19 protein-coding genes are annotated in these 19,537 nt (G+C 36.5%); 9 read left to right on the top strand and 10 right to left on the bottom strand.

Going from position 1 to position 19,537, the window contains the following annotated elements:
- Positions 1-136 precede the first annotated feature (136 nt).
- From ACT9TX_RS15365 to ACT9TX_RS15350, 4 genes are all read left to right on the top strand, one after another.
- On the top strand, positions 137-313 hold the full coding sequence (locus tag ACT9TX_RS15365; protein WP_481339594.1) for a hypothetical protein: 177 nt from the start codon (positions 137-139) through the stop codon (positions 311-313).
- A gap of 67 nt (positions 314-380) precedes the next feature.
- The gene (locus tag ACT9TX_RS15360) at positions 381-542 is read left to right on the top strand and encodes a hypothetical protein (RefSeq protein ID WP_481339592.1); all 162 of its coding nucleotides are present in this window, start codon (positions 381-383) and stop codon (positions 540-542) included.
- Between the two features lie 284 nt (positions 543-826).
- Positions 827-2,065 (top strand): ImmA/IrrE family metallo-endopeptidase, encoded by a 1,239-nt coding sequence (locus tag ACT9TX_RS15355; RefSeq protein WP_481339590.1) that lies wholly within the window; start codon positions 827-829, stop codon positions 2,063-2,065.
- Between the two features lie 2 nt (positions 2,066-2,067).
- On the top strand, positions 2,068-2,676 hold the full coding sequence (locus tag ACT9TX_RS15350) for a P63C domain-containing protein (protein ID WP_481339588.1): 609 nt from the start codon (positions 2,068-2,070) through the stop codon (positions 2,674-2,676).
- Between the two features lie 272 nt (positions 2,677-2,948).
- On the opposite strand, the gene ACT9TX_RS15345 is transcribed toward ACT9TX_RS15350, so the two are convergent.
- From ACT9TX_RS15345 to ACT9TX_RS15335, 3 genes are all read right to left on the bottom strand, one after another.
- The gene (locus ACT9TX_RS15345; protein WP_481339586.1) at positions 2,949-3,482 is read right to left on the bottom strand and encodes a hypothetical protein; all 534 of its coding nucleotides are present in this window, start codon (positions 3,480-3,482) and stop codon (positions 2,949-2,951) included.
- 42 nt (positions 3,483-3,524) lie between these two features.
- Positions 3,525-4,724, bottom strand: coding sequence for a hypothetical protein (locus ACT9TX_RS15340; RefSeq protein ID WP_481339584.1), 1,200 nt, complete (start codon positions 4,722-4,724; stop codon positions 3,525-3,527).
- Positions 4,725-5,028: 304 nt separating this feature from the next.
- Positions 5,029-6,321 carry a TlpA family protein disulfide reductase gene (locus tag ACT9TX_RS15335; RefSeq protein ID WP_481339582.1) on the bottom strand — a complete coding sequence of 431 codons (1,293 nt, stop codon included), beginning with the start codon at positions 6,319-6,321 and terminating at the stop codon, positions 5,029-5,031.
- 155 nt (positions 6,322-6,476) lie between these two features.
- Between ACT9TX_RS15335 and ACT9TX_RS15330 the strand changes: the two genes are divergently transcribed.
- Positions 6,477-6,860 (top strand): helix-turn-helix domain-containing protein, encoded by a 384-nt coding sequence (locus tag ACT9TX_RS15330; protein WP_481339580.1) that lies wholly within the window; start codon positions 6,477-6,479, stop codon positions 6,858-6,860.
- 327 nt (positions 6,861-7,187) lie between these two features.
- Complete coding sequence (locus tag ACT9TX_RS15325; RefSeq protein ID WP_481339578.1) at positions 7,188-8,735, top strand: Fic family protein; 1,548 nt, start codon at positions 7,188-7,190, stop codon at positions 8,733-8,735.
- Between the two features lie 12 nt (positions 8,736-8,747).
- On the opposite strand, the gene ACT9TX_RS15320 is transcribed toward ACT9TX_RS15325, so the two are convergent.
- Together ACT9TX_RS15320 and ACT9TX_RS15315 are read right to left on the bottom strand one after the other, a co-directional pair.
- Complete coding sequence (locus ACT9TX_RS15320) at positions 8,748-9,155, bottom strand: helix-turn-helix domain-containing protein (protein ID WP_481339576.1); 408 nt, start codon at positions 9,153-9,155, stop codon at positions 8,748-8,750.
- 16 nt (positions 9,156-9,171) lie between these two features.
- A complete protein-coding gene (locus ACT9TX_RS15315; protein WP_481339574.1) occupies positions 9,172-9,516 on the bottom strand; it encodes a hypothetical protein in 345 nt (114 codons plus the stop codon).
- Positions 9,517-9,661: 145 nt separating this feature from the next.
- Here ACT9TX_RS15315 and ACT9TX_RS15310 point away from each other — a divergent pair, with 145 nt between their 5' ends.
- Positions 9,662-10,243: an RNA polymerase sigma factor gene (locus tag ACT9TX_RS15310; protein WP_481339573.1), complete on the top strand. Its 582-nt coding sequence runs from the start codon at positions 9,662-9,664 to the stop codon at positions 10,241-10,243.
- Between the two features lie 91 nt (positions 10,244-10,334).
- Here ACT9TX_RS15310 and ACT9TX_RS15305 read toward each other — a convergent pair whose 3' ends face one another.
- The 5 genes from ACT9TX_RS15305 to ACT9TX_RS15285 form a co-directional block, all read right to left on the bottom strand.
- Positions 10,335-11,369: a PD-(D/E)XK nuclease domain-containing protein gene (locus tag ACT9TX_RS15305; protein WP_481339571.1), complete on the bottom strand. Its 1,035-nt coding sequence runs from the start codon at positions 11,367-11,369 to the stop codon at positions 10,335-10,337.
- Positions 11,370-11,425: 56 nt separating this feature from the next.
- Positions 11,426-12,118, bottom strand: coding sequence for an HNH endonuclease signature motif containing protein (locus ACT9TX_RS15300; RefSeq protein WP_481339570.1), 693 nt, complete (start codon positions 12,116-12,118; stop codon positions 11,426-11,428).
- A 2-nt stretch (positions 12,119-12,120) separates the two neighbouring features.
- Positions 12,121-12,759 (bottom strand): hypothetical protein, encoded by a 639-nt coding sequence (locus ACT9TX_RS15295; RefSeq protein WP_481339569.1) that lies wholly within the window; start codon positions 12,757-12,759, stop codon positions 12,121-12,123.
- A gap of 22 nt (positions 12,760-12,781) precedes the next feature.
- Positions 12,782-13,450 carry an Nmad2 family putative nucleotide modification protein gene (locus tag ACT9TX_RS15290; RefSeq protein WP_481339567.1) on the bottom strand — a complete coding sequence of 223 codons (669 nt, stop codon included), beginning with the start codon at positions 13,448-13,450 and terminating at the stop codon, positions 12,782-12,784.
- Between the two features lie 88 nt (positions 13,451-13,538).
- On the bottom strand, positions 13,539-14,477 hold the full coding sequence (locus ACT9TX_RS15285; RefSeq protein WP_481339566.1) for a hypothetical protein: 939 nt from the start codon (positions 14,475-14,477) through the stop codon (positions 13,539-13,541).
- 192 nt (positions 14,478-14,669) lie between these two features.
- On the opposite strand from ACT9TX_RS15285, the gene ACT9TX_RS15280 reads away from it, so the two are divergent.
- A complete protein-coding gene (locus ACT9TX_RS15280; protein WP_481339565.1) occupies positions 14,670-15,923 on the top strand; it encodes a FecR family protein in 1,254 nt (417 codons plus the stop codon).
- A 44-nt stretch (positions 15,924-15,967) separates the two neighbouring features.
- Positions 15,968-19,519, top strand: a complete 3,552-nt coding sequence (locus ACT9TX_RS15275; protein ID WP_481339564.1) for a SusC/RagA family TonB-linked outer membrane protein — start codon at positions 15,968-15,970, stop codon at positions 19,517-19,519.
- The last annotated feature ends 18 nt before the right edge of the window (positions 19,520-19,537 follow it).

The following is a 19,537-nucleotide window of genomic DNA, read 5'->3' as shown; positions in this document are numbered from 1 at the left end:
AAAGGATGATGTGTATATTAAACGATAAGTTCTTAGAAAATATACTCTTTAAAGAAATTTAGATGCGTTTGCCCTGGGGCGAAATGAGCGAAAGCCTGAGTATTGAATATTTCGTTCGCAACAAATTACAAATATCATGGCCAAGAACGGAAAAGTTGGTGATGGACATCGTAATGGGGCTGTTACCGACAGGGTGCAGTATCACAACCCACAAAACAATCGTTGGGTGAAAGTGGATACTACTACCAACCTTATTATTGATGTAAAGCACGACTTGAAGCCTTTTAAAGGCGTTACTAAAAAAGGTAACTAAGGAATGTATGCCGAAGGTGGCACGGCTTAGCGTTGCCACCCTTTTTTAACAACTTGAATTTTAATTTATGCAAAGTATTACACAGTATAAACAAAATGAAAAGGCTACAGTTTGTTTCCAGAAAAACTGTATGACCGTGTATGGCAAGAGTGCTGAAATTATTAATGCTATAGCGATTGCAGCAGCATTAGCTATCGCATTAGCATTGTTGGCGAAGGCGTTAAGATAAATTGATATTTCGCTTTGCTTACAGCATGTGGTGAAGCGGTGGAAGAAATGACAAGTGCCTATTTGAAAGAAGCCCCGATTATTCGGGGTTTCTTAGTTTTTACGAGATAGTACAATGAAAATATCTAATCGTATCTTTTCTGAATAATTATTTCAATTAATTACACAGACGTTAATGCACATTTTTAAAAAAGTTACGCACAATTACAGGACTTATATACAAATAAGGTCGTTTTAAATTTTTGTATGAATATATTTGTTCTGTAAAAATACAGGACTTTTAAGATGACCGAAAATACAGACTTTAATAATGATGAAATAAATAGGCTAATCAACAGTGTTTGGGATGTAAATGAAAGTAACGCTTCTTTATATTTAAGGGCAGCTTTTGAAAACCGATTATTAGAATTAGGCATAAGCGAAAACCAAGCTGTTGAAAATTTAGCAATAGAGTACAGAACTCTTAATGGTATTTTGGATGGAAATTTAGTACGTTTTGACCTTTTATCACTTCTAAAGATTGGTTATTTTCTCGAAATTCCTCAAAATGAAATTGTTGAATTATATACAAAATTTGTATCTGAAAAACACAAAAAGGATTTAGAAGAAGCAAAAAAGAGAACATTTATTCTAAATAATTTTGACTTGCCAGTTTTAAAAAATATTGGTGTAATTAATTCAATACGAGACTTTGAACACATTGAGCAACAATTAAATTTAATATTTGGACTGAAAACAATTACTGACTATAATGTAGAGGAAACTGGTGCGGCACTTAGTAGTACCAATATAAAACCTAAGAATGATAAATCCAGAAAATACTTCAAAAGTAAATCTCGTTTAATTTTTCAATTGATTAATAATCCACACCGCTATGAAAAACAAGCATTGGTTGATTACTTTCCTAAAATACGATGGCATTCAATTGACATAGATAATGGTTTAATGAACGTTACAAATTCCTTGTACGATTTAGGTATAACAGTGATTTTACAGCCTAAAACACCTTCTTTACAGATGCGAGGGGCAACATTTGCAGTAAACGAAAAGCCTTGTATTGTTCTTACTGATTATAGAGGGTCTTATCCTACATTATGGTTTGCTTTGCTGCATGAATTGTTTCATGTTTTGTTTGACTGGGATGAGATATTAAAAAAACGCTATCATTTATCAGATGAAGAAAACGACCTTTTTGTGTTGCAACAGAAAGAGGATGAAGCAAATGAGTTTGCCCGTGAATACTTATTCCCAAAGCATAAGATTGATTTAATTGAGAACAGAATTTCTCAACCGATGTTTATAAAGGAATTTGCTTTAGATAATCACGTACACCCAAGTATTGTTTATGCAAATTATGCTTATAACAAAAGCACAGATGAAACTAATTTATGGGCCAAGTTTGAGAAACTAATTAGACCTCCAATAAACACTTTAATCAAAAAAATGAGCAACGATTTATCTCATAAATCGCCAGCTTCAGATTTTGCACTCTTTTACAAAAGCAACATATTTAAAACCAATTAAGCATGGAACAGGAAGAAAAAAATAATTTCAACGCTAACCCCACTAATAAGAGGGTATTAATCAGGAAAGACGAAGACTTAGAGCTTAAGAACAGGCTTTTAAATTCACCAGAATTATTTATCCAAAATAAAGGTGAGGATGAATACTTAGATAGGTTATCGCTGAAAATTAAACTATTTGGTGGAAAGGAATTTACCTTACAAGAATATATTTCAGAAAACTTGGTTCAGTATCAGTCTAGATTTTTTAAAGACTTTTATTACCAAATTGCAAGAATAAACGGATTGCAAAAGGAAGTAATGGATGTTTACAAAAAGCCTGATTGTGCAAAAACGTTCACAATTCAATTTGTTTATGGACGTTTTCCAATGAAAGTATTCAACGAACTAAGAAGAAAAAATACTTGGACTGAGATACCTGGCGTGAGAGAACATAAGCTATTTCAATATCTTTCAACAATAGCTAGCGAACATCTCGACTTGTATATTGAGCAGGCATATCGCATAATGCTAGAAAGCAGTAACCTCTTAGAATTCCAAATGAAGTATAGTAAACAATATAAAATGTACTTTCAAATAGATATGTTTTCTGGCGAAATAATGCCTGCTTAAAAATTATTCAATAATCGAGTCTTTAAAACGTATCATACAGCTATAAAATACCTTCAAATGCTGATATGCTTTTCAGTTACAGTATACCCACTGCGACAACATTATCTATACAAATAAAAAAGGCCGCAGTCAGTATGCTGCACAATGTTTGCGTCCACTCATGCTACTGGGCTTTGTTCCATGCTTGCACTTGACCCAGCAGCCTGAGAGGCCTTGGTGAAAGACGCTGCTACTATTTGTTAGCGTGGCAATATGCTTTTGTTGCTGAAATTTTAGTCGGCTTTCTTCTCAATGTGCCATTGATTATCATGCAATGAAAGGTAGATGATATGCTTCTTTGGAATCTTAAAATCAATGTTCAGCAATGTTGCAAATGGACTGACCTTTTTATAAGCAGTCGTAAATTCTACAAGTGCGATTTTGCCATCCTCACCTTCTTCTATAGTAATGATTTCTGCAACATCTACATCCGCAAGCTTTACTTTTTGAATTTCAATAGACTTATCTTTTTCAGAAGTTGCTAATAAGTAAGGTTTTGCCTTTTCTGTGAAACTTATAAGCGGTTTGCCAACTTCAACCAATTTTTGTTTCTGTTGAATTGTTACAAACCCATCCTTTTCCAATCCTGCATCTAACAGTTTATCGGCATGTTTTGGGTCACTGCAGTAAATGTCGTAATCCAATATTTTAGGATAACCGAGTTCTTTTTTGATGATTTCTACAACTGTTTTCTGGTCTAACTTTTTAGAGCTGCAACCTACTATTAATAAGCAAGGCAGTAATAAAATTGATGCTACTTTTTTCATGGTTATAAATTTTTTGATTAATTAATAATGGTTGTTGAACTGTTAGTATTCCTGTATTTTATGAATCATTTGTTGCAATGTGTCAATGACAATTTCCTTATCCCTTGTTTCTGCTGAATAGGATTTGCTACGCATACTGTCGTAAGAAAGATCTACTTGATTAGGGGTAGATAAATGTGGGACAATGGTTTTAAAAATAGCGTTCATGGAACGGGCTATCAGTATTTTTAAATCATCTGCCGAACGTAGTATCAATGCCATTTGGTCCACGGATAGCATACTTAATATTTTGTGCTTTTTAATGTCTTTGGTAGTTACAGGTGCTGCATTTTCATCCATTGGTACAATAGATAGATGCCGTTTCTTTTCCAAATAGAACAATTCATGCTTGAACCATTTGCCTAATGCCGTTTTCAAATCTGCATACTGTGGATTTAAAACAATACCGGGCTTGCGGTGTAACTGATTGAAGGCTTTATAATGTATCAGCAGTTCATCCATTTTCTCAGCAATTATTTCTTTGCTGTTTATTTTTTCTGCAAGCTTTTTTGTGAAATAATCCATGTAGGCTTTGCTATTGAAATTCAAATAAATGAGCAGTTCGTTTAATGCCGTGTAAATACCTGTTTCCTTTTCAGGATCTTCCAATATTTCCAACTCTTTTAATAGTTCTTTTTGATACAAGAGTTCCTTAAAACTTACTTCATGGTTTTCTTTCAGGTCGTTGATAAATGCGTATAATGGGTCTAAAACAATGTCTATAAACTGTTGGTCGTTTACCTTTTCTACTAATGTTTCTTTCAGCTTATTCAGCTTTTTTTGCAGCTCTTTTTTTGATACCAAAAGATAGGTAACAGGTACACGTTGTTCCAAACTCAAATATTGGTTGAACCTGACCTCAATAAAAGACAGCAATTCGTCAAGGCAACTAATCAAAGCTTTGTTTAAATTTTTAAGGGCTTGGTTTTTTGCTGGGCAATTGTTTTGGTTTTCAAATGCCTGATCCAATAGCACAATTAAAGCAGAGTGGTACTGCTTTATCAATAACTCAATTTGCTTTTGTTTGGTAAGCCCAAACACTTGATGCTTTAGTTGTGATTCCAATTTTTCTTTTTCGTCAGTAACCCTTGATAGGATGGCTTCTATCTGTGTATCTGTAATTTCAGACACATCCGTTTTCTTAGGATTTAGCGTTACTGTGATTACCAAGTCTATCCATTCTAACGTGTACTTATGTGGCATACCCTTACTAATTTGATTGTTAAAAATTTAAGGGGTTGGGCTACATTAATCAGGCTTTAAAAAAGCAATACTTGTACTGTTGTTTATGCAAGTCCTGATTTAATTCTGTTAAATTAGAAGGGGCATTTTTGATGATAAAAAATTTTATGTGAACAATGGAATGAGAAATGTGAAGAGGAATATTGAAGTGTCTTTTTATAATAAGGTAGAACTAAAAATCCCCAGCAACGCCAGGGATTCTTTCTTTGAATACTCACAACTATACTTGGGGGTTATAGTAAATTGAAGTGCCATATTTATACTGCTAGTTTACACTTTTATCTTGTTCCTTTAACACAAACATTTCCATTTCCCTTTCTGTTTCTACTAAATCAAAGCCATTGGTTTTTAGTGTTCGCTGCAATGTTTGTATATTCTTCATGTCGTTATTGAATTCCATATCAACAGGTAGTTTGTAATTGCTTTCGTCCAATACAGGAATTGATAACAGTTCATCTAAATAATCTGCAAGCATTGCTACTTTTTGGTTGTGCATATAGGTTAGTGCTTCCTTCCTGCCAAAGTTGCTGCTAGGCTTCCTATCCGTAATAGCTTGTGCATTTGTAATGCCATTAAACCGTAGGACAAAGCATTTGACTTTCCGCTTTTCAATGGCTGCTGTATAGCCAAAAAAATTGGACAAGTCATTACGCATCCTCGCATATACTTTGTCCATAGACATGGCAGGTGTAATGATTTCATAACAATAGGTATTGTCGTATTTCCAACTGTCCCAATCCCCATTATTGACCAATTTGGCAGCATCTTTTACTTCCAATAATAACCTGCTTTTTGTAACACTTTTTTGATACGCTTTTTGGTACAACCGTATTATAGGACTATTAATCATCGTAAACCTTGTTACCAATTTATCATTGGTTTCACTTTTGCTGGAAGTAACAGGCAACCCATCGGTATAGCTTGTTATCATGCTGCGGTATAAAATATTATTACCATTGCCACCATTGCCATTTAAGAACAGTGGTTCTTTGTTGTTGTAATCATAGTCGTCAATCTTCATGCGGAATGCCACTGGCAGCTCTGCAAGCACTGCTTCAATATTTTTGCTGGTTACCTGTTCCGATGATGTAAAAGCCTTTATTTTTCCATTGAACAGCCATACATAGTGTGGCAATGATTTGTGCCTGAAATACTTGTCTGCTATGGTATCCTTAATGGTGGATGGCAAGTTGTAGGACTGCTTGTTATTGGTTTTCAGCCTGCTGAACAGGTTCTTGACTTTTAGTTCGTCATCGTTTGTACTTTTTGTGTTTACCAATAGTACCTGCAATTGATTGGGATATTGTTGTTGCAGAGAATCCATTTTAGGGAAACTGTGCAAACAACCCGTACACCATGTGGCCCAAAAATCCAATATCACTAACTTGTTTGCAAAGTCTGATAGCTTGGCTGTTTTGGATGGATAGTTTACCATACTGAATTGTATGTCTGGTACTTTTTCACCTATGTTTAGGGGTTTAATAGTTGTTGCTTTTCCTTGGCTATAAGCATAGCAGCTTAGCCCCAATGAGGCCAGTAGAATAAATGAAAATTTCATGTGGTTAATGATAAAAGGTGAAAAAATTAACCACTATTGCAACACAGGAAAGGAAGGAACTGCCTGAAAAACAAAGTTGTTTATCTTCGTGTGTATAAAAGGGAAAGTAAATGAATAATCAACCCTGCTTTTTGAATAATTAATTCAAACCAACTATGGCAACCAGTACATTAAAAATATTGCGTGAGGTAAATGACTATTCACAAGATTTTGTAGCAGAAGACATTTTGGGTATTAGCCAACCAACCTATGCAAGGCTGGAACAAAACCCATCTAAAATAACAGCAGAACAGGCACAGAAACTATCTGACTTATATAAAGTGAGTATTGCCAATTTATTGTCTGAATCTACACCTGTGATTACGTTTAAGCAGGTTAATGAAAACAGTAATAGCAATAATGGATATTTTGGCGAAAATACTTCTAATTATCATGGTGGTGAAGTGGCAGTCCTAAAAGAACAAAATACAATCCTAATAAAACAGAACGCTGAATTGATGGAATTGGTAAAAGTATTGGGTGGTAAATTGGCAGGATAGACAACCTTTTTTTATTGGCTATTCCCAAAATTATCTTTTCAACCTATTGCTTCATGAAATACAATGATGCTTGACAATGTTTCTCTGAACATTTGTTAGTGATTATTTTTAAATAATCCTTTATTCTTCTTTAAGATTCCACCGACCTTTTCGCCAACCCATCCCCGACCTTTTCACCGACCTTTACTTCATAGTTGAATTTTTGAACATGTTACAATCCTTATAATCTCAATATAAGCACTACTTCCTAATTCTAGTACAGCATTATTCCCTAATTTTAGTGCAACATTATTTCCTAATTTTGGTACAAAGTAAAATTGTACCAATATGGCAACACCTGCAGAAAAATTAGCAGCAGCACTGGATGTGCTAAAGCAATTACAGGATAAAGGTATAGTGGCTATTAAGGCTGCTGAACTGTCACGTACCATTAGGGAACGCCTTGTAGATAATGGGTTTATAAAAGAAGTATATAAAGGCTGGTATATGGCAGCCCCGCCCAATGAGGCTAAAGGTGACAGCACTTCTTGGTACACATCTTATTGGGATTTCTGTGCCCAGCACTTAGAGGATAAATATGGGAAGGAATGGTGCATATCGCCAGAGCAGTCATTGCTTATACATGGTGGCAATTGGACGGTGCCACAACAATTGATTGTAAAATCGCCTTCTGCTACCAACTTTAAAACAGACCTTCCTTTTGGCACTTCCCTGTTTCATATAAAAGCATCGTTGCCTGCTGGTGCTGAAATGGTAGAAAGCAATGGTATAAGGCTGCTTTCGCTTCCCTATGCCCTCATACAGGCTTCGCCAAACACGTTTACACAAAATCCTATAGATACGAGAACTGCACTTTTTATGGTTAGGGATGCTTCAGAGATGCTGACCCCATTGCTGGATGGTGGACAAAGTGTTGTGGCTGGCCGTATGGCAGGTGCTTTTCGTAATATTGGCCAGAACCGTATTGCTGATACCATATTGAAGACAATGGAAAAAGCAGATTTTAAGGTACGTGAAATAGACCCATTTGACAGCAAACTACCAGTGCCATTATCTGGCCGTGACCATTCGCCTTATGCCAACCGTATAAGGCTGATGTGGCAACAAATGCGTGATACAGTGATTGGCAATTTTCCGAAAGCACCAGGTATGCCAGCAGATAGGGCAGCCTATATGAAAGAGGTAGATGCAGTTTTTGTAACAGATGCCTACCACTCACTCTCAATAGAAAAATACAAGGTAACACCAGAGTTGATAGAAAGGGTAAGGAACGGTACCTGGAACCTTGCAGATAATAAGCAGGACAGGAAGCAAAGAGATGCCATGGCTGCCAAGGGGTATTTGGAAGCATTTAGGGCAGTTGAAAAAAGTATTGAACGTATATTAGACGGTGGGAATGCTGGTGATATAGTGGATGCAGATCATGAGGAATGGTATAGGGAAATGTTTGGGCCAAGTGTTTCTGCCGGGCTTTTAAAGGCATCGGATTTGGCAGGTTACAGAAGCCATCAGGTATATATCAGCCAATCTAAGCATGTGCCGCTAAACAAAGAAGCGGTGCGTGATGCCATGCCAGTATTGTTTGAAATGATTAAACAAGAACCTGAAGCTTCTGTGCGAACAGTATTGGGGCATTTTATTTTTGTGTTCATCCATCCATATATGGATGGTAATGGCAGAATGGGGCGTTTTTTAATGAATGCAATGCTGGCATCTGGTGGCTATCCTTGGACCGTGGTACCTGTAGAACAAAGAGATGCGTATATGGCTGCGTTAGAAGAGGCAAGCGTACATCAAAATATAGCACCTTTTGCAAGCTTCTTGGGGCTTTTGGTAAACGAGAGTTTGAAGGGGAAGCCTGTAGCAAAAATATAAACCAAAGTAAGCCTAAACGTTTTTACCCAGTAGCTCAATAAACTTATTGTTCTGTTGCTGCACAGTTTCAACCTGCTGTTTCAAGGTTTTTATTTCGCTGTTTTTGGAAGCAATGATTTCATCAATGCCACGGTCGTTGTATTGATGGTTGATATAACCATTGCTGCCCCCACCGCTAAAACTGCAATTGGTGTACATCACATCAGCCTGATAATAATTGGGGGTATCATCAATCATAAAAAACTCAACTGGCACACGGTATAAATCTGAGAGCTGCTGTGCAATAATGCCGTTTAGTTTTGTTTTCCCTTTTTCTAGTTTATTGTACTCATCAACGTTCATCGACAATTCCTTTGCAATATCTTCTGGTGTCCAATTACGGTATTCTCGGAATAATGATAATTTTAAAGGAAGATTCATATTAGTTGTATGATTATCATTGTTTCTTCTTAGAAGGTATGCGTTTAGTTTGCTTTTTAGCAGCAAGCATTGTTTTATGAACAAACCCCATCATTATGTCAAAATCTACTTTAAATAATTCACTCATGAATTCAATCTCATTCAATGTGAACTTTCCTGGGTCTTCAATTTTTTTCAAGAATGAATAAAAGGAAATTCCTAAAAGGATTTGAAGATTACTTTTTGCGAAAGTTGCAAATATTTGAGGAAAACTTTCAACCGTATTATTGGCTAAACCTGTTCTAATAGTATTGATTTTATGAAGTCCTTCCTCGGTTTCATAAAATTCATGTAATACCTCACTTTTCGTCTTTTTTGCCATTTTAGAGTAATTAAACGACAAAAATTAGCAGCATGTTTAGTAATATAAATCAAATACTACGATTGGTTATTTATATACTTTTATTTAGTAGTTATAAACTTTGATTCGAAAGTTTTATCTTAGTGGCCACAATTAGCAGATTTGCATGATTAAAAGAAGCGTTGATATTGTAAAATTATCGAAAGAGGCACTTAACGAGGTTTCACTTAAATCGGTGTTTTATCAATACCATGCAGCCTTATGTTTTTTTGCTGAAAAATTGGTGCAGGACAGAACGGAAGCTGAAGATATTGTTGAGGAAGTGTTTATAAAACTATGGCAAAAAGAACCCGATTTTAGCCAGTACAAAAACATTAAAGCGGTATTGTACATAACTGTTAAAAACGCCTGCCTTGACCATATTAAAAAACGCCGCAGGGATAATCAAAAACTTAATGGGCTTACTTATACTTTACAACAGGAAACAGAAGGTTTTGTATTGTTGGAAATGGTTCGAGCAGAAGTGTTGCGTAGTCTATACGCAGCTTTGGAAAACCTGCCTATTGAAAGGCGTAACGTAATGCAGTTGATTTATGTAGAAGGTTGGGATAGCAACAAAGTGGCCGAGCATTTGGATATATCCATCCATACCGTTAAGAAGCACAGGCTTAGGGGTATCAAGGATTTGAAGGAAAGTTGGGTGGGGTTTATGTGGATGGTGATGGTGGTGGTTTGTGTAAGTAGGTGAGTTGATTTTATTTGATTTTACACAGTTCATGTTGAAAGTTTGGCTCCTTGTCAATCATCATTTTAGCTCTACTTTTTTGCAGTTTTTTTGTCTAAACAATAGCTTGTTGTATATCGAATAGAAATATTGTCAAGATGCAATTAATTGTTTTATCGAGGTGGTGTTTATGCTTTACTACAAAAAGATGCTCATTTAAATCTGGTGCAACTTTATCAATTTTCAATTCTGTCTTTTTTAATAATTTTTCAATTGTAGTCATTACTAATGAAAGATCACTTTGCTTTTTGTTTATTAGAACTAATCCATTTGTTCGATTTGCAGATGTTGCATATTGTTTGGTAATTTGACTAAGTCCTTGTTCTATATCATAATTTGTATTATGAATTTTAAACTCATATATGTAGGGAATATCCAATTCTTTGTCGTGTATTTTTAAATCTGTTCTTCCTTTTCTATTAGTAGCTTCTGCCTCTAAGATATAATTATTGTGTGTCTGAAATGCAGCAAGAAAAAGGTCTCTATAATTTGTCTCCGAAAGTTTTTCTGCTATTTCAGTAATTCGTGAAACTCCTTCTCCACACTTTTTTATGATACGGTTAGCTTCTTTGTACGACTGTGATTTTGCCCTGCTTTTTTTGTACTTTTTTGTGATATTTAATTTCGTAGAAGTGCTCTGACTTGGCATTATTTTCTCTTCCCCTCTTTGTACTTCGTTTAATTCATCATTAAATAAATTTTTAACCCATTGATCTAAAGAATCTTCAACGTATAATATTTTAATCGACTTTTTAAAACAGTATTCTCGAATATTTAATACACTTGTTGGACCACCCTCAAGATAAGTATTAGAACCTACATCAGAGGCGAAATACCAAAGATTGTCAACCTTAGCAGCATAACTTATATTTTCAGAAGCCCACAAATCAACGAATCTTGGATTTATAAATGCCTTATAAAAAGGCTTACTTCTTTTAATAAATACGTCAAAAGGTTCGTGTCCTTTTATATCAGATTGATTATGGATTTCATAGATAAGATTTCCGTCACATCCTTTAATGTCTAATATTTCTATAAGATCATATACAGACGAAGAATCCCCCTCTAATCCAAGTTTTATTTTTGTCATTAAAATGTGTCGTTATAGCCTTGTAGAAGTATCAATATTGTGCATTAATCTTTTTGTCAACTGAATTCTTCTACGTATTCGTAAAATGTTGAATAATTTTTGTGTCCAGACCCTTTAACTTTTGCAAGTTTAGTTGCGTTTATTCTTGAGTGAATATAGTCTACAAGTTCATCAAATTTGCTAATAGGCAAGTTGTACAAAGTTCTTGTCGGACCAATTTTGTACTGCTTTTTTAAGTGCGAAGAAAATACTGCATAATTTACTTGTCCTTTTCCTACTTCATACTCTTTATATTCATTGTAACGTTTAATTAAATGAGCAACGTAGTTTCCTTTTATAGTGTCAAACCCAATACAGCCCACTGGATATTTTTGTTTAACTGGCTTGGTTTGCCTTATCGAAATTTTGTTATTGTCGCCAACAATAGCATTGCCAACTTTGGAATTAAAATTTACAACTTTACCAGTTGATAGTTTTGTTGTAACAGGATTTTTTAATAGAGATATCTTCTTTTTTAAAGTTTCAAACTGTCCAATGTCACCCTTTGTGATTTTGGAATGGCAAATTGGACAAAGCAAAAGCAAGTTGCCCGTATCATTATTTGACGGGTCTTCATCAATGTGATGAATTTCAAAGTGTCCAACTTCTGTATTCTCACAAAATGGACATATTGAGCCAATTTCTTTTTGCAGTTCAGCTCTGATTTTATTTTCCTTTGGAATTTTAGTTCTGGTCTTTTTTTCAATCATAGTTAAGAAATAAAATTATTACGATAGTACTCCACTTTAAAGTCGTATACAGGTCTAGCAGAGTTTGAATATTTGTGCTTGTTTTCTAAATAAATTTTACTTGTAGAAAGAGGTACATTAGATGAACCTGACGGCGAATAAAGAACTGTCAATTTAATAGGTCTGCCGAAAACGCTTTGATCAAGAATTGTTTGTCTGGCCTCTCTGATTTCTGGCGTAATTTTTAAACCTAAAATGTCAACGTAAAATAATTTGAAAGCATTATTTTTCTGAAAACCACTAGTGAAAAATATTTCTTCGATGTATGAGTTTTTGATTTGGTCAATAAGTCTAGTGTTTAATGTCAATGGAATTAGGTCTTTGTCTAAAGCAGTTGGATTTTTTCGGTCGCATTTAATAATGGTGTCACTCACAGAAATTTTGTGTTGTTCTAAAAACTTAATTATGCCGTCAAGGTTAATTTCTTGTCCGATTTCATTGTCGAACGCTTCATTCAAAATTGTCCAAATACTCAATTTGTTCCCATAGAAAAAAGGAACTTTGAAATTATGATGGTCGTGTGGATGAATTGTTCCAACAATTAATTTTTCGCTATCTGCCGAAATTGGATACTTGTCTAAATATTGATGGTTTGTTGTCATAAGGGAATGTTGTTCGGTTGCTTTATTCGTCTGCAAGTTCTTCGTCTAAGTCATCTTGTTGTTTATCACGAACTGCACACTTGCTTATGTGGTCGCTGTCTAACCTAAATAAGTGCCTGTCCTTTGGTTCTGAATAAACTTTATTTTTTGCTTTTACTTGTGTCAAAATCCAATCTACAAAGTCATGAAAATATGGTTGGTTTGCTGTTGATTTATGTCCTTGCCCTTGTCGAACAATTGGTAATAGATATTCTGGTAAAGGTTCAGGTTTGTCTCCAAAATAATAAAAATGGTCAGACAGCAAAGCAAATTGTCCGCCTAAATCTCTTTGTCGATTGTCTTCGTTATGAACGCTCTTTAAAATTTTTGCTGGGTCAACTGAAAAGTCATAAATGCAATCACCAACTCTGTCTTTGTAACTTTTTCCTCGCCAATTAGGAATTTTCTTTCGCAGCTCAGCTTTACAATAAGTGTCATACTGTTGCATTGTCAAAATTTCTGTTATTTCCATCGCATAAACTACTTTGTTCTCAAACCTGAATTGTGCCGAACCTGTCCCAACAACCCAATCTCCTTTTTTTGCATTTCTACGAATTGCAGGTTTGCAAATGGTAAGCGTGCAAATGCCCCAAAATGGATTTGGAGCTGCCCCATCGTCAAAGGGAATACAATATGAAAATAGTCTTGGCATTTCTAATGAGTATTATCTGTCAGCATAAAGTTTGTAAACATGATCCACAACGTTAATAACTTTATGAAAATCATTTACCTGCAATTTATTACTTGAGGTAGTCAAGATATTCGTCATAATTCAAGATTGTGTATTTAGCATTCTCTTTGATCGCACTTCTGATTATTGCTTTGTCATCAGTAACAAAATAAAGTTTAGAGCCGTCAATTTGATGATTTTCAACATTAAACATAAGCTGAACATCCCAAACAAAATTTGTCCTACTCTCCTCAAAAAGGTTGAAGTCGCTGTTAACTAAGTTTTCTAATACTTGTTTATGTAAAGCTATTGGCTCTGGAAAAATAGAAATTAAGGATTTCGCTTTATCACTAAGTTCGTCATTAGACACAAGTTTCAATTCTCCAGTAAATACTAATTGTTGATATAAAATAAATAAAAAAGCTAAAGCAATTTCAAACGAACACTTTTCAGACCTAATGTATGCTAATACTTTCCTTCTTTTCTTCTCGTCATCTGGAAAAATTTGCCATCCTTTTGCGTCTGGGTCAGTCACACTGACAAACTGTTTCATTTGAATAGCAAAATTGTTTTCGCCATCAATAACTTGATATTTGTTAGCCTGTAAATTTCTATGCAATTTCTTAAAAACTTTTTCCGTGGGGTTTGTAGCAATATGATAAAGCATTTGTCCAATAGCTTTGTTTGTTTCTTCCTTTGCAGGAATTGTTTTACCAAAAAAAGCTTTGCTGATTAACAATTCAGGACTTGCAACCATATTGTAGGTGTTGCGATTGATACTATGTAAATAGAGTGCTTTGGTAGCGTTTAAACAAATGTCATAGCTGGGATCTTTTTTGTCTGCGACGTGAGCAAGTAATTCTTTAGCTACAATTGGACTAATTAAGGTTTCAATATTGTTCTTTTGTTCTTTGGCTTTTAGCTTTTGAATTACCTTATCAACTTGTATAAATTTCTTTCCTTTGACTAAATATCTGTAAGCATTCGTATCAAATATTACTTTGTCCATATGGATTTATATTAAATTATAGGCACTCATCTATTGCCGCAAGTTATCAAATAAAACTTTCGCAAAAACACCTAACTAAATCTCATTTGATATACCATAATTGCGACTTGCACAATTTTTGTAAATAATTTTGTGGATACGGTATCCAATAATTAATAAGTTGTCGTCTCTATGTTGTAATCTAAAACCCTATTGCAACTGGGGAAGGAAAGAACGTTTATAAACCACTACATGCAACAAAAACAAACACGCCAAGCATTACGTGCTTCGGAACTAATTGTAAAATACCTGCGTGGCCATAGTACGCCCCAAGAACAGTTAGAACTGGAAAAATGGGTAGCAGAAACCGAGGGCAGCAGCAAGTTGATGCAAGAGATAACCGATGCTGAAATGCTGCAACAAGGAACGGCAGCATTTGGGCAAACAAATACTGACGAGAAGTGGGAACAATTGTTGGACAAAGTGATTGCAAAGGAAACAACCAACAGCAAAAAATTGAACAGGACAACATGGTTTAGTGCCGCAGCCGTTTTCTTGATTGCGGTGGCTTGTTGGATGGTGGTATCGAACACCCAAAAGCAAGGACAGTCCATTGCGTCAACCGTTGTGGATAGCACAACTAAGACTTATGGTGATGACGCTTTGCCCGGCTCGTTTAAAGCAGAACTGGTTTCTGGTAATGGTATGATCATTCACCTTGTTAGGGACAAGGACAGTACGTTTAATGAAGGTGGTGAAAATATCTATACCACGGCGGACATGCTGGTATATAGACCGAAAGATTACCCTGTGGCAGAAACAGAATGGAACACTTTGCGTACACCGAATGGTGGTGAATATGCGGTAACCTTGGCAGACGGTACAAAGGTTTGGTTGAATGTTGCGTCTTCCCTGCACTATCCTATGCAATTCACAGGTCATGAAAGAAGGGTGGAACTAACTGGTGAAGCCTATTTTGAAATTGCGAAGGATAAGGACAAACCATTTATTGTTGCCGCCAACAAAATGGACGTACAGGCAGTTGGTACGGTTTTCAATGTGAACAGTTATACCAATGCCGATAGTGCCACTACTACCACCTTGGAAGAGGGTAGTATAAAAGTAACAACCAAGCACAGCACGGTAATGGTGAAGCCGGGGCAACAGGTAAAAACAGACCTTAAAACCACTGCCATCAGTAACGCTGATGTGGGTTTGGCAACTGCATGGAAGAACGGACTTTTCCAGTTCAACAATGCACCATTAGTAGAAGTGGTTCAGCAACTGTCACGTTGGTACGATGTACAAGTGGTATATGACGGGGACTTTAAACAGCCAAAATTTTTTACGGGTGAAATAAAACGTAATGTGCCTTTGAGCAAGCTGTTGCAGATGCTGGAACTGACTGGTATTGCTACCTTTAAAATTGACAAGAACACTTTGACCATCCTGCCTTTTAAAAGGTAAACGATAGGGGGAACTACTTTACTTAAACTAAAAACCTCACTCTTATGAACATGCGAAAATCGCCTGTAAAACAGGCCTTGGCACTGTATTGCCATGTACGGAAGAAAAAAAATTGCTTGCTGGTGTTACTGGTGATAGCTTGTTGCTGTACACGTTCATTTGCTTCACAGGTTGACAGCACATTGGTGACCATTGACTTGAATAATGCGTCATTGGAAAAAGCGTTTACTGCCATTAAGCAGCAAACGGCTTACAGGGTTATTTATGACAATGGTCTTTTGAAAGGGGCAAAGCCCGTGACACTTCATGCCAGTAAAGCAAAGCTTTCTTTGGTGCTGCAAAAATTGTTTGAGCAGCAACCATTTGGTTATAAAATTATCGAACAGACCATTATCGTCACCCCAAAAGTAGCAACCTATGATAACGACCATACCATTCAATATCCTGTAAAAGACACGGTTATCAGTGGGCTTGTGCTAGCGGATTCTACCAACCAGCCACTGGCTGGTGCATTGGTAAATTTAAAAGGTACAAACACCAATACCATTACTGGTGACGATGGCCATTTTAAAATCAAGGTTCCTTCTACTGGTGGTGTACTTGTTGTTAGCTATGTGGGTTACCGTGATAGGGTTGTTTTTGTGAACCCACAAAACTCGGCTTTGCTTGCGATAGCCATGAAGGTTGCTGTTACTGAAATGCAGGACGTGAACGTGGTAAGCACTGGCTACCAAAATATCCCTAAAGAAAGGGCAACGGGCTCATTTACACAAGTGAACAATAAACGTTTTAATGAACAGGTTAGTACCAGCATATTAGGGCGTTTGGAAGCTGTATCCAACAGCCTATTGGTTGATAGGAAAACAACAGGTGGCGGTGGCATCCGTATAAGGGGGCTGAGTTCTATTGAAGGGCCAAAAGACCCGTTGATTGTCTTGGATAACTTCCCTTATGATGGCGACATCAACAATATTAACCCAAATGATATAGAAAATATATCTATCCTTAAAGATGCGGCGGCAGCTTCCATTTGGGGTACGAAAGCTGGCAATGGTGTTATCGTTATTACAACAAAAAAAGGGAAATTGAACCAGCCACTTCAGGTTGAGTTCAATTCCAATATCATGATTGCTAACAAGCCCGACCTGTATTACCAGAAGCAGATGTCAACCACTGATTTTATTGATGTGGAACAATTCCTATTTGGCAAAGGGTTTAAATTTTCAGATACGGCAAATAGCGGTAGGCCATCCTTTTCGCCAGTGTATGAGATATTATTTAAACAACGCAACGGGCAATTGACAACTGCACAGGCCAACAGCCAAATAGATGCCTTACGGAACGTGGATTTGCGTGACCAGTTTGAAAGGTATTTGTACAAGCAGTCTTTGAACCAGCAATATGCCGTTAACCTGCGTGGTGGCAACAACAATATGTCGTACCTATTTTCAGCAGGTTATGATAAGAACAGCAGCGAACTTAATGCAGGTTATAGCAGGTTTAACCTACGGTTACAGAACACATATCAACCTATAAAAAACCTGCAATTTTCAACGGGTGTTTACTATACACAAAGCAAAAGCACCAGTGGACGGCCAGCATACGGAAGCATTACCACTTCCAACGGTAATTTACCACCTTATACTTTATTGGCAGATGATAATGGCAATGCACTACCAGTTACAAGAGGGTTCAGGAAAAGCTATACGGATACTGCTGGTGGTGGCAAATTGTTGAACTGGGACTATTACCCGTTGGAAGATTATAAGCACACCATCGCAACTACAACTACCAATGATATTATCCTGAACCTTGGTATCAATTATGCAGTATCAAAAAGTTTCAGCGTTGACCTTAAGTACCAATATGAAAAGCAACAGGTAGCGTTAGAGAACCTAAACGATGTGCAGAGTTATTTTACCCGTAACCTCATTAACCAATATAGTCAATTGAACAGGGCAACAGGTGTAGTTACCTATAAAATCCCCGTTGGCGGCATACTGGACATATCAAGGAACACATTGTCATCGCATAATGCAAGAGGGCAATTGAATTTCAATAAGCAATGGCAAAAACATGCTGTAACCGCCATTGCAGGTGCCGAAATAAGGGAATCAAATGTCATTAGTAATTCTTACAGGACTTATGGTTATGACCCTGATATATTGACTTCTTCCAGTGTCGATTTTGCCAATACCTATCCAAGTTTTGTTACGGGCAGCAACAGTTTCATCCCAAACAATGCTGGGTTCTCAAACACGCTGAACCGCTTCGTTTCTGTATATAGCAATGCAGCTTATACCTATGCCCAGAAATACACACTATCAATCAGCGGCAGAAGGGATGCTTCCAATTTATTTGGTGTGAATACCAATGAGAAATGGAACCCGTTATGGTCTCTTGGTGGTGGATGGTTGTTATCTAAAGAACCGTTTTATAATTTGTCGGCATTGCCTTATTTAAAGCTAAGGGTTACTTATGGCGTGAGTGGCAATGTTGACCAGAGCAAAAGTGCAGTTACCACCATTACCTATTCTTCCAACTCGCCTTACACGTTATCGCCCTATGCCATTATTTCCAGGAACGCCAATCCGGAACTGAAATGGGAAAAAGTAAGGATGATAAACTGGGGTTTGGATTTCAGGACAAAAAATGAAAGGGTAAGCGGCAGCATAGAATATTACATTAAGAATGCTAGGGATCTTTTTGGCCCTTCACCTATTGACATTACAACTGGTATACCATCTGGTATAATTACAAAAAATGTTGCCACCATGAAAGGCAATGGAATTGATATTGAGTTAAATACTTTGAACACCAATGGCATTGTCAAATGGCAGTCTAATATCAATTTTACTTGGTACAAAGACCAGATAACGGACTATTACAATCCATCATTACAAGGCAGCAGTTTTATCAGTGGCACTGTACCAAATTCATTGGGTACAGTGGGCAAGCCTGTCTATTCCATATTCTCTTACCAGTGGGCAGGGCTTGACCCAGCTACGGGTGATCCAATGGGTTATATCAATGGGAAAGTAAGTAAAAACTACGCTTCCATTATTGCCGATTCTACACAATTAAAAGACCTTGTGTATGGTGGTTCTGTAATGCCAACAATTTTTGGCTCAATAGGTAATACTGTAAGCTTTAAGAATGTATCCTTAACGGTCAGGTTAATGTACAAGTTTGGGTACTTTTTCAGGAACGCATCTATTGATTATACCAACCTTTTCAACACCCGTGTCGGTCATCCCGATTATGCCAACAGGTGGCAAAAGCCAGGCGATGAACTGCATACCAACGTGCCATCTATGGTGTATCCATCTATCAGTGCAAGGGATGCATTTTATGACAACTCTGAAGTGTTGGTAGAGAAGGGTGATAATATCCGTATCCAATATATCACCCTTGCTTATGACATACCAAAAACCAGTAATAAAAAACTGCCATTCCGTAATATTCAGCTTTATGCAAACATTAATAACGTTGGTATTATTTGGAAGGCAAATAAGAAAGGCATTGACCCGGATTACCCAATGTCATCGGTCTTGCCTGCAAGGAATATTGCCATAGGACTGAAAGCGACCTTTTAAAACTATTGTTCATCTTCT

Source organism: Parasediminibacterium sp. HNIBRBA5674, assembly GCF_056745525.1.
This window is presented reverse-complemented; position numbering and strand designations above follow the sequence as displayed.

Bases quoted from the DNA above. Each gene is read 5' to 3' on its own strand.
- ACT9TX_RS15365 (WP_481339594.1), top strand. From the start codon at position 137: ATGGCCAAGAACGGAAAAGTTGGTGATGGACATCGTAATGGGGCTGTT.
- ACT9TX_RS15360 (WP_481339592.1), top strand. From the start codon at position 381: ATGCAAAGTATTACACAGTATAAACAAAATGAAAAGGCTACAGTTTGT.
- ACT9TX_RS15355 (WP_481339590.1), top strand. From the start codon at position 827: ATGACCGAAAATACAGACTTTAATAATGATGAAATAAATAGGCTAATC.
- ACT9TX_RS15350 (WP_481339588.1), top strand. From the start codon at position 2,068: ATGGAACAGGAAGAAAAAAATAATTTCAACGCTAACCCCACTAATAAG.
- ACT9TX_RS15345 (WP_481339586.1), bottom strand. From the start codon at position 3,482: ATGAAAAAAGTAGCATCAATTTTATTACTGCCTTGCTTATTAATAGTA.
- ACT9TX_RS15340 (WP_481339584.1), bottom strand. From the start codon at position 4,724: ATGCCACATAAGTACACGTTAGAATGGATAGACTTGGTAATCACAGTA.
- ACT9TX_RS15335 (WP_481339582.1), bottom strand. From the start codon at position 6,321: ATGAAATTTTCATTTATTCTACTGGCCTCATTGGGGCTAAGCTGCTAT.
- ACT9TX_RS15330 (WP_481339580.1), top strand. From the start codon at position 6,477: ATGGCAACCAGTACATTAAAAATATTGCGTGAGGTAAATGACTATTCA.
- ACT9TX_RS15325 (WP_481339578.1), top strand. From the start codon at position 7,188: ATGGCAACACCTGCAGAAAAATTAGCAGCAGCACTGGATGTGCTAAAG.
- ACT9TX_RS15320 (WP_481339576.1), bottom strand. From the start codon at position 9,155: ATGAATCTTCCTTTAAAATTATCATTATTCCGAGAATACCGTAATTGG.
- ACT9TX_RS15315 (WP_481339574.1), bottom strand. From the start codon at position 9,516: ATGGCAAAAAAGACGAAAAGTGAGGTATTACATGAATTTTATGAAACC.
- ACT9TX_RS15310 (WP_481339573.1), top strand. From the start codon at position 9,662: ATGATTAAAAGAAGCGTTGATATTGTAAAATTATCGAAAGAGGCACTT.
- ACT9TX_RS15305 (WP_481339571.1), bottom strand. From the start codon at position 11,369: ATGACAAAAATAAAACTTGGATTAGAGGGGGATTCTTCGTCTGTATAT.
- ACT9TX_RS15300 (WP_481339570.1), bottom strand. From the start codon at position 12,118: ATGATTGAAAAAAAGACCAGAACTAAAATTCCAAAGGAAAATAAAATC.
- ACT9TX_RS15295 (WP_481339569.1), bottom strand. From the start codon at position 12,759: ATGACAACAAACCATCAATATTTAGACAAGTATCCAATTTCGGCAGAT.
- ACT9TX_RS15290 (WP_481339567.1), bottom strand. From the start codon at position 13,450: ATGCCAAGACTATTTTCATATTGTATTCCCTTTGACGATGGGGCAGCT.
- ACT9TX_RS15285 (WP_481339566.1), bottom strand. From the start codon at position 14,477: ATGGACAAAGTAATATTTGATACGAATGCTTACAGATATTTAGTCAAA.
- ACT9TX_RS15275 (WP_481339564.1), top strand. From the start codon at position 15,968: ATGAACATGCGAAAATCGCCTGTAAAACAGGCCTTGGCACTGTATTGC.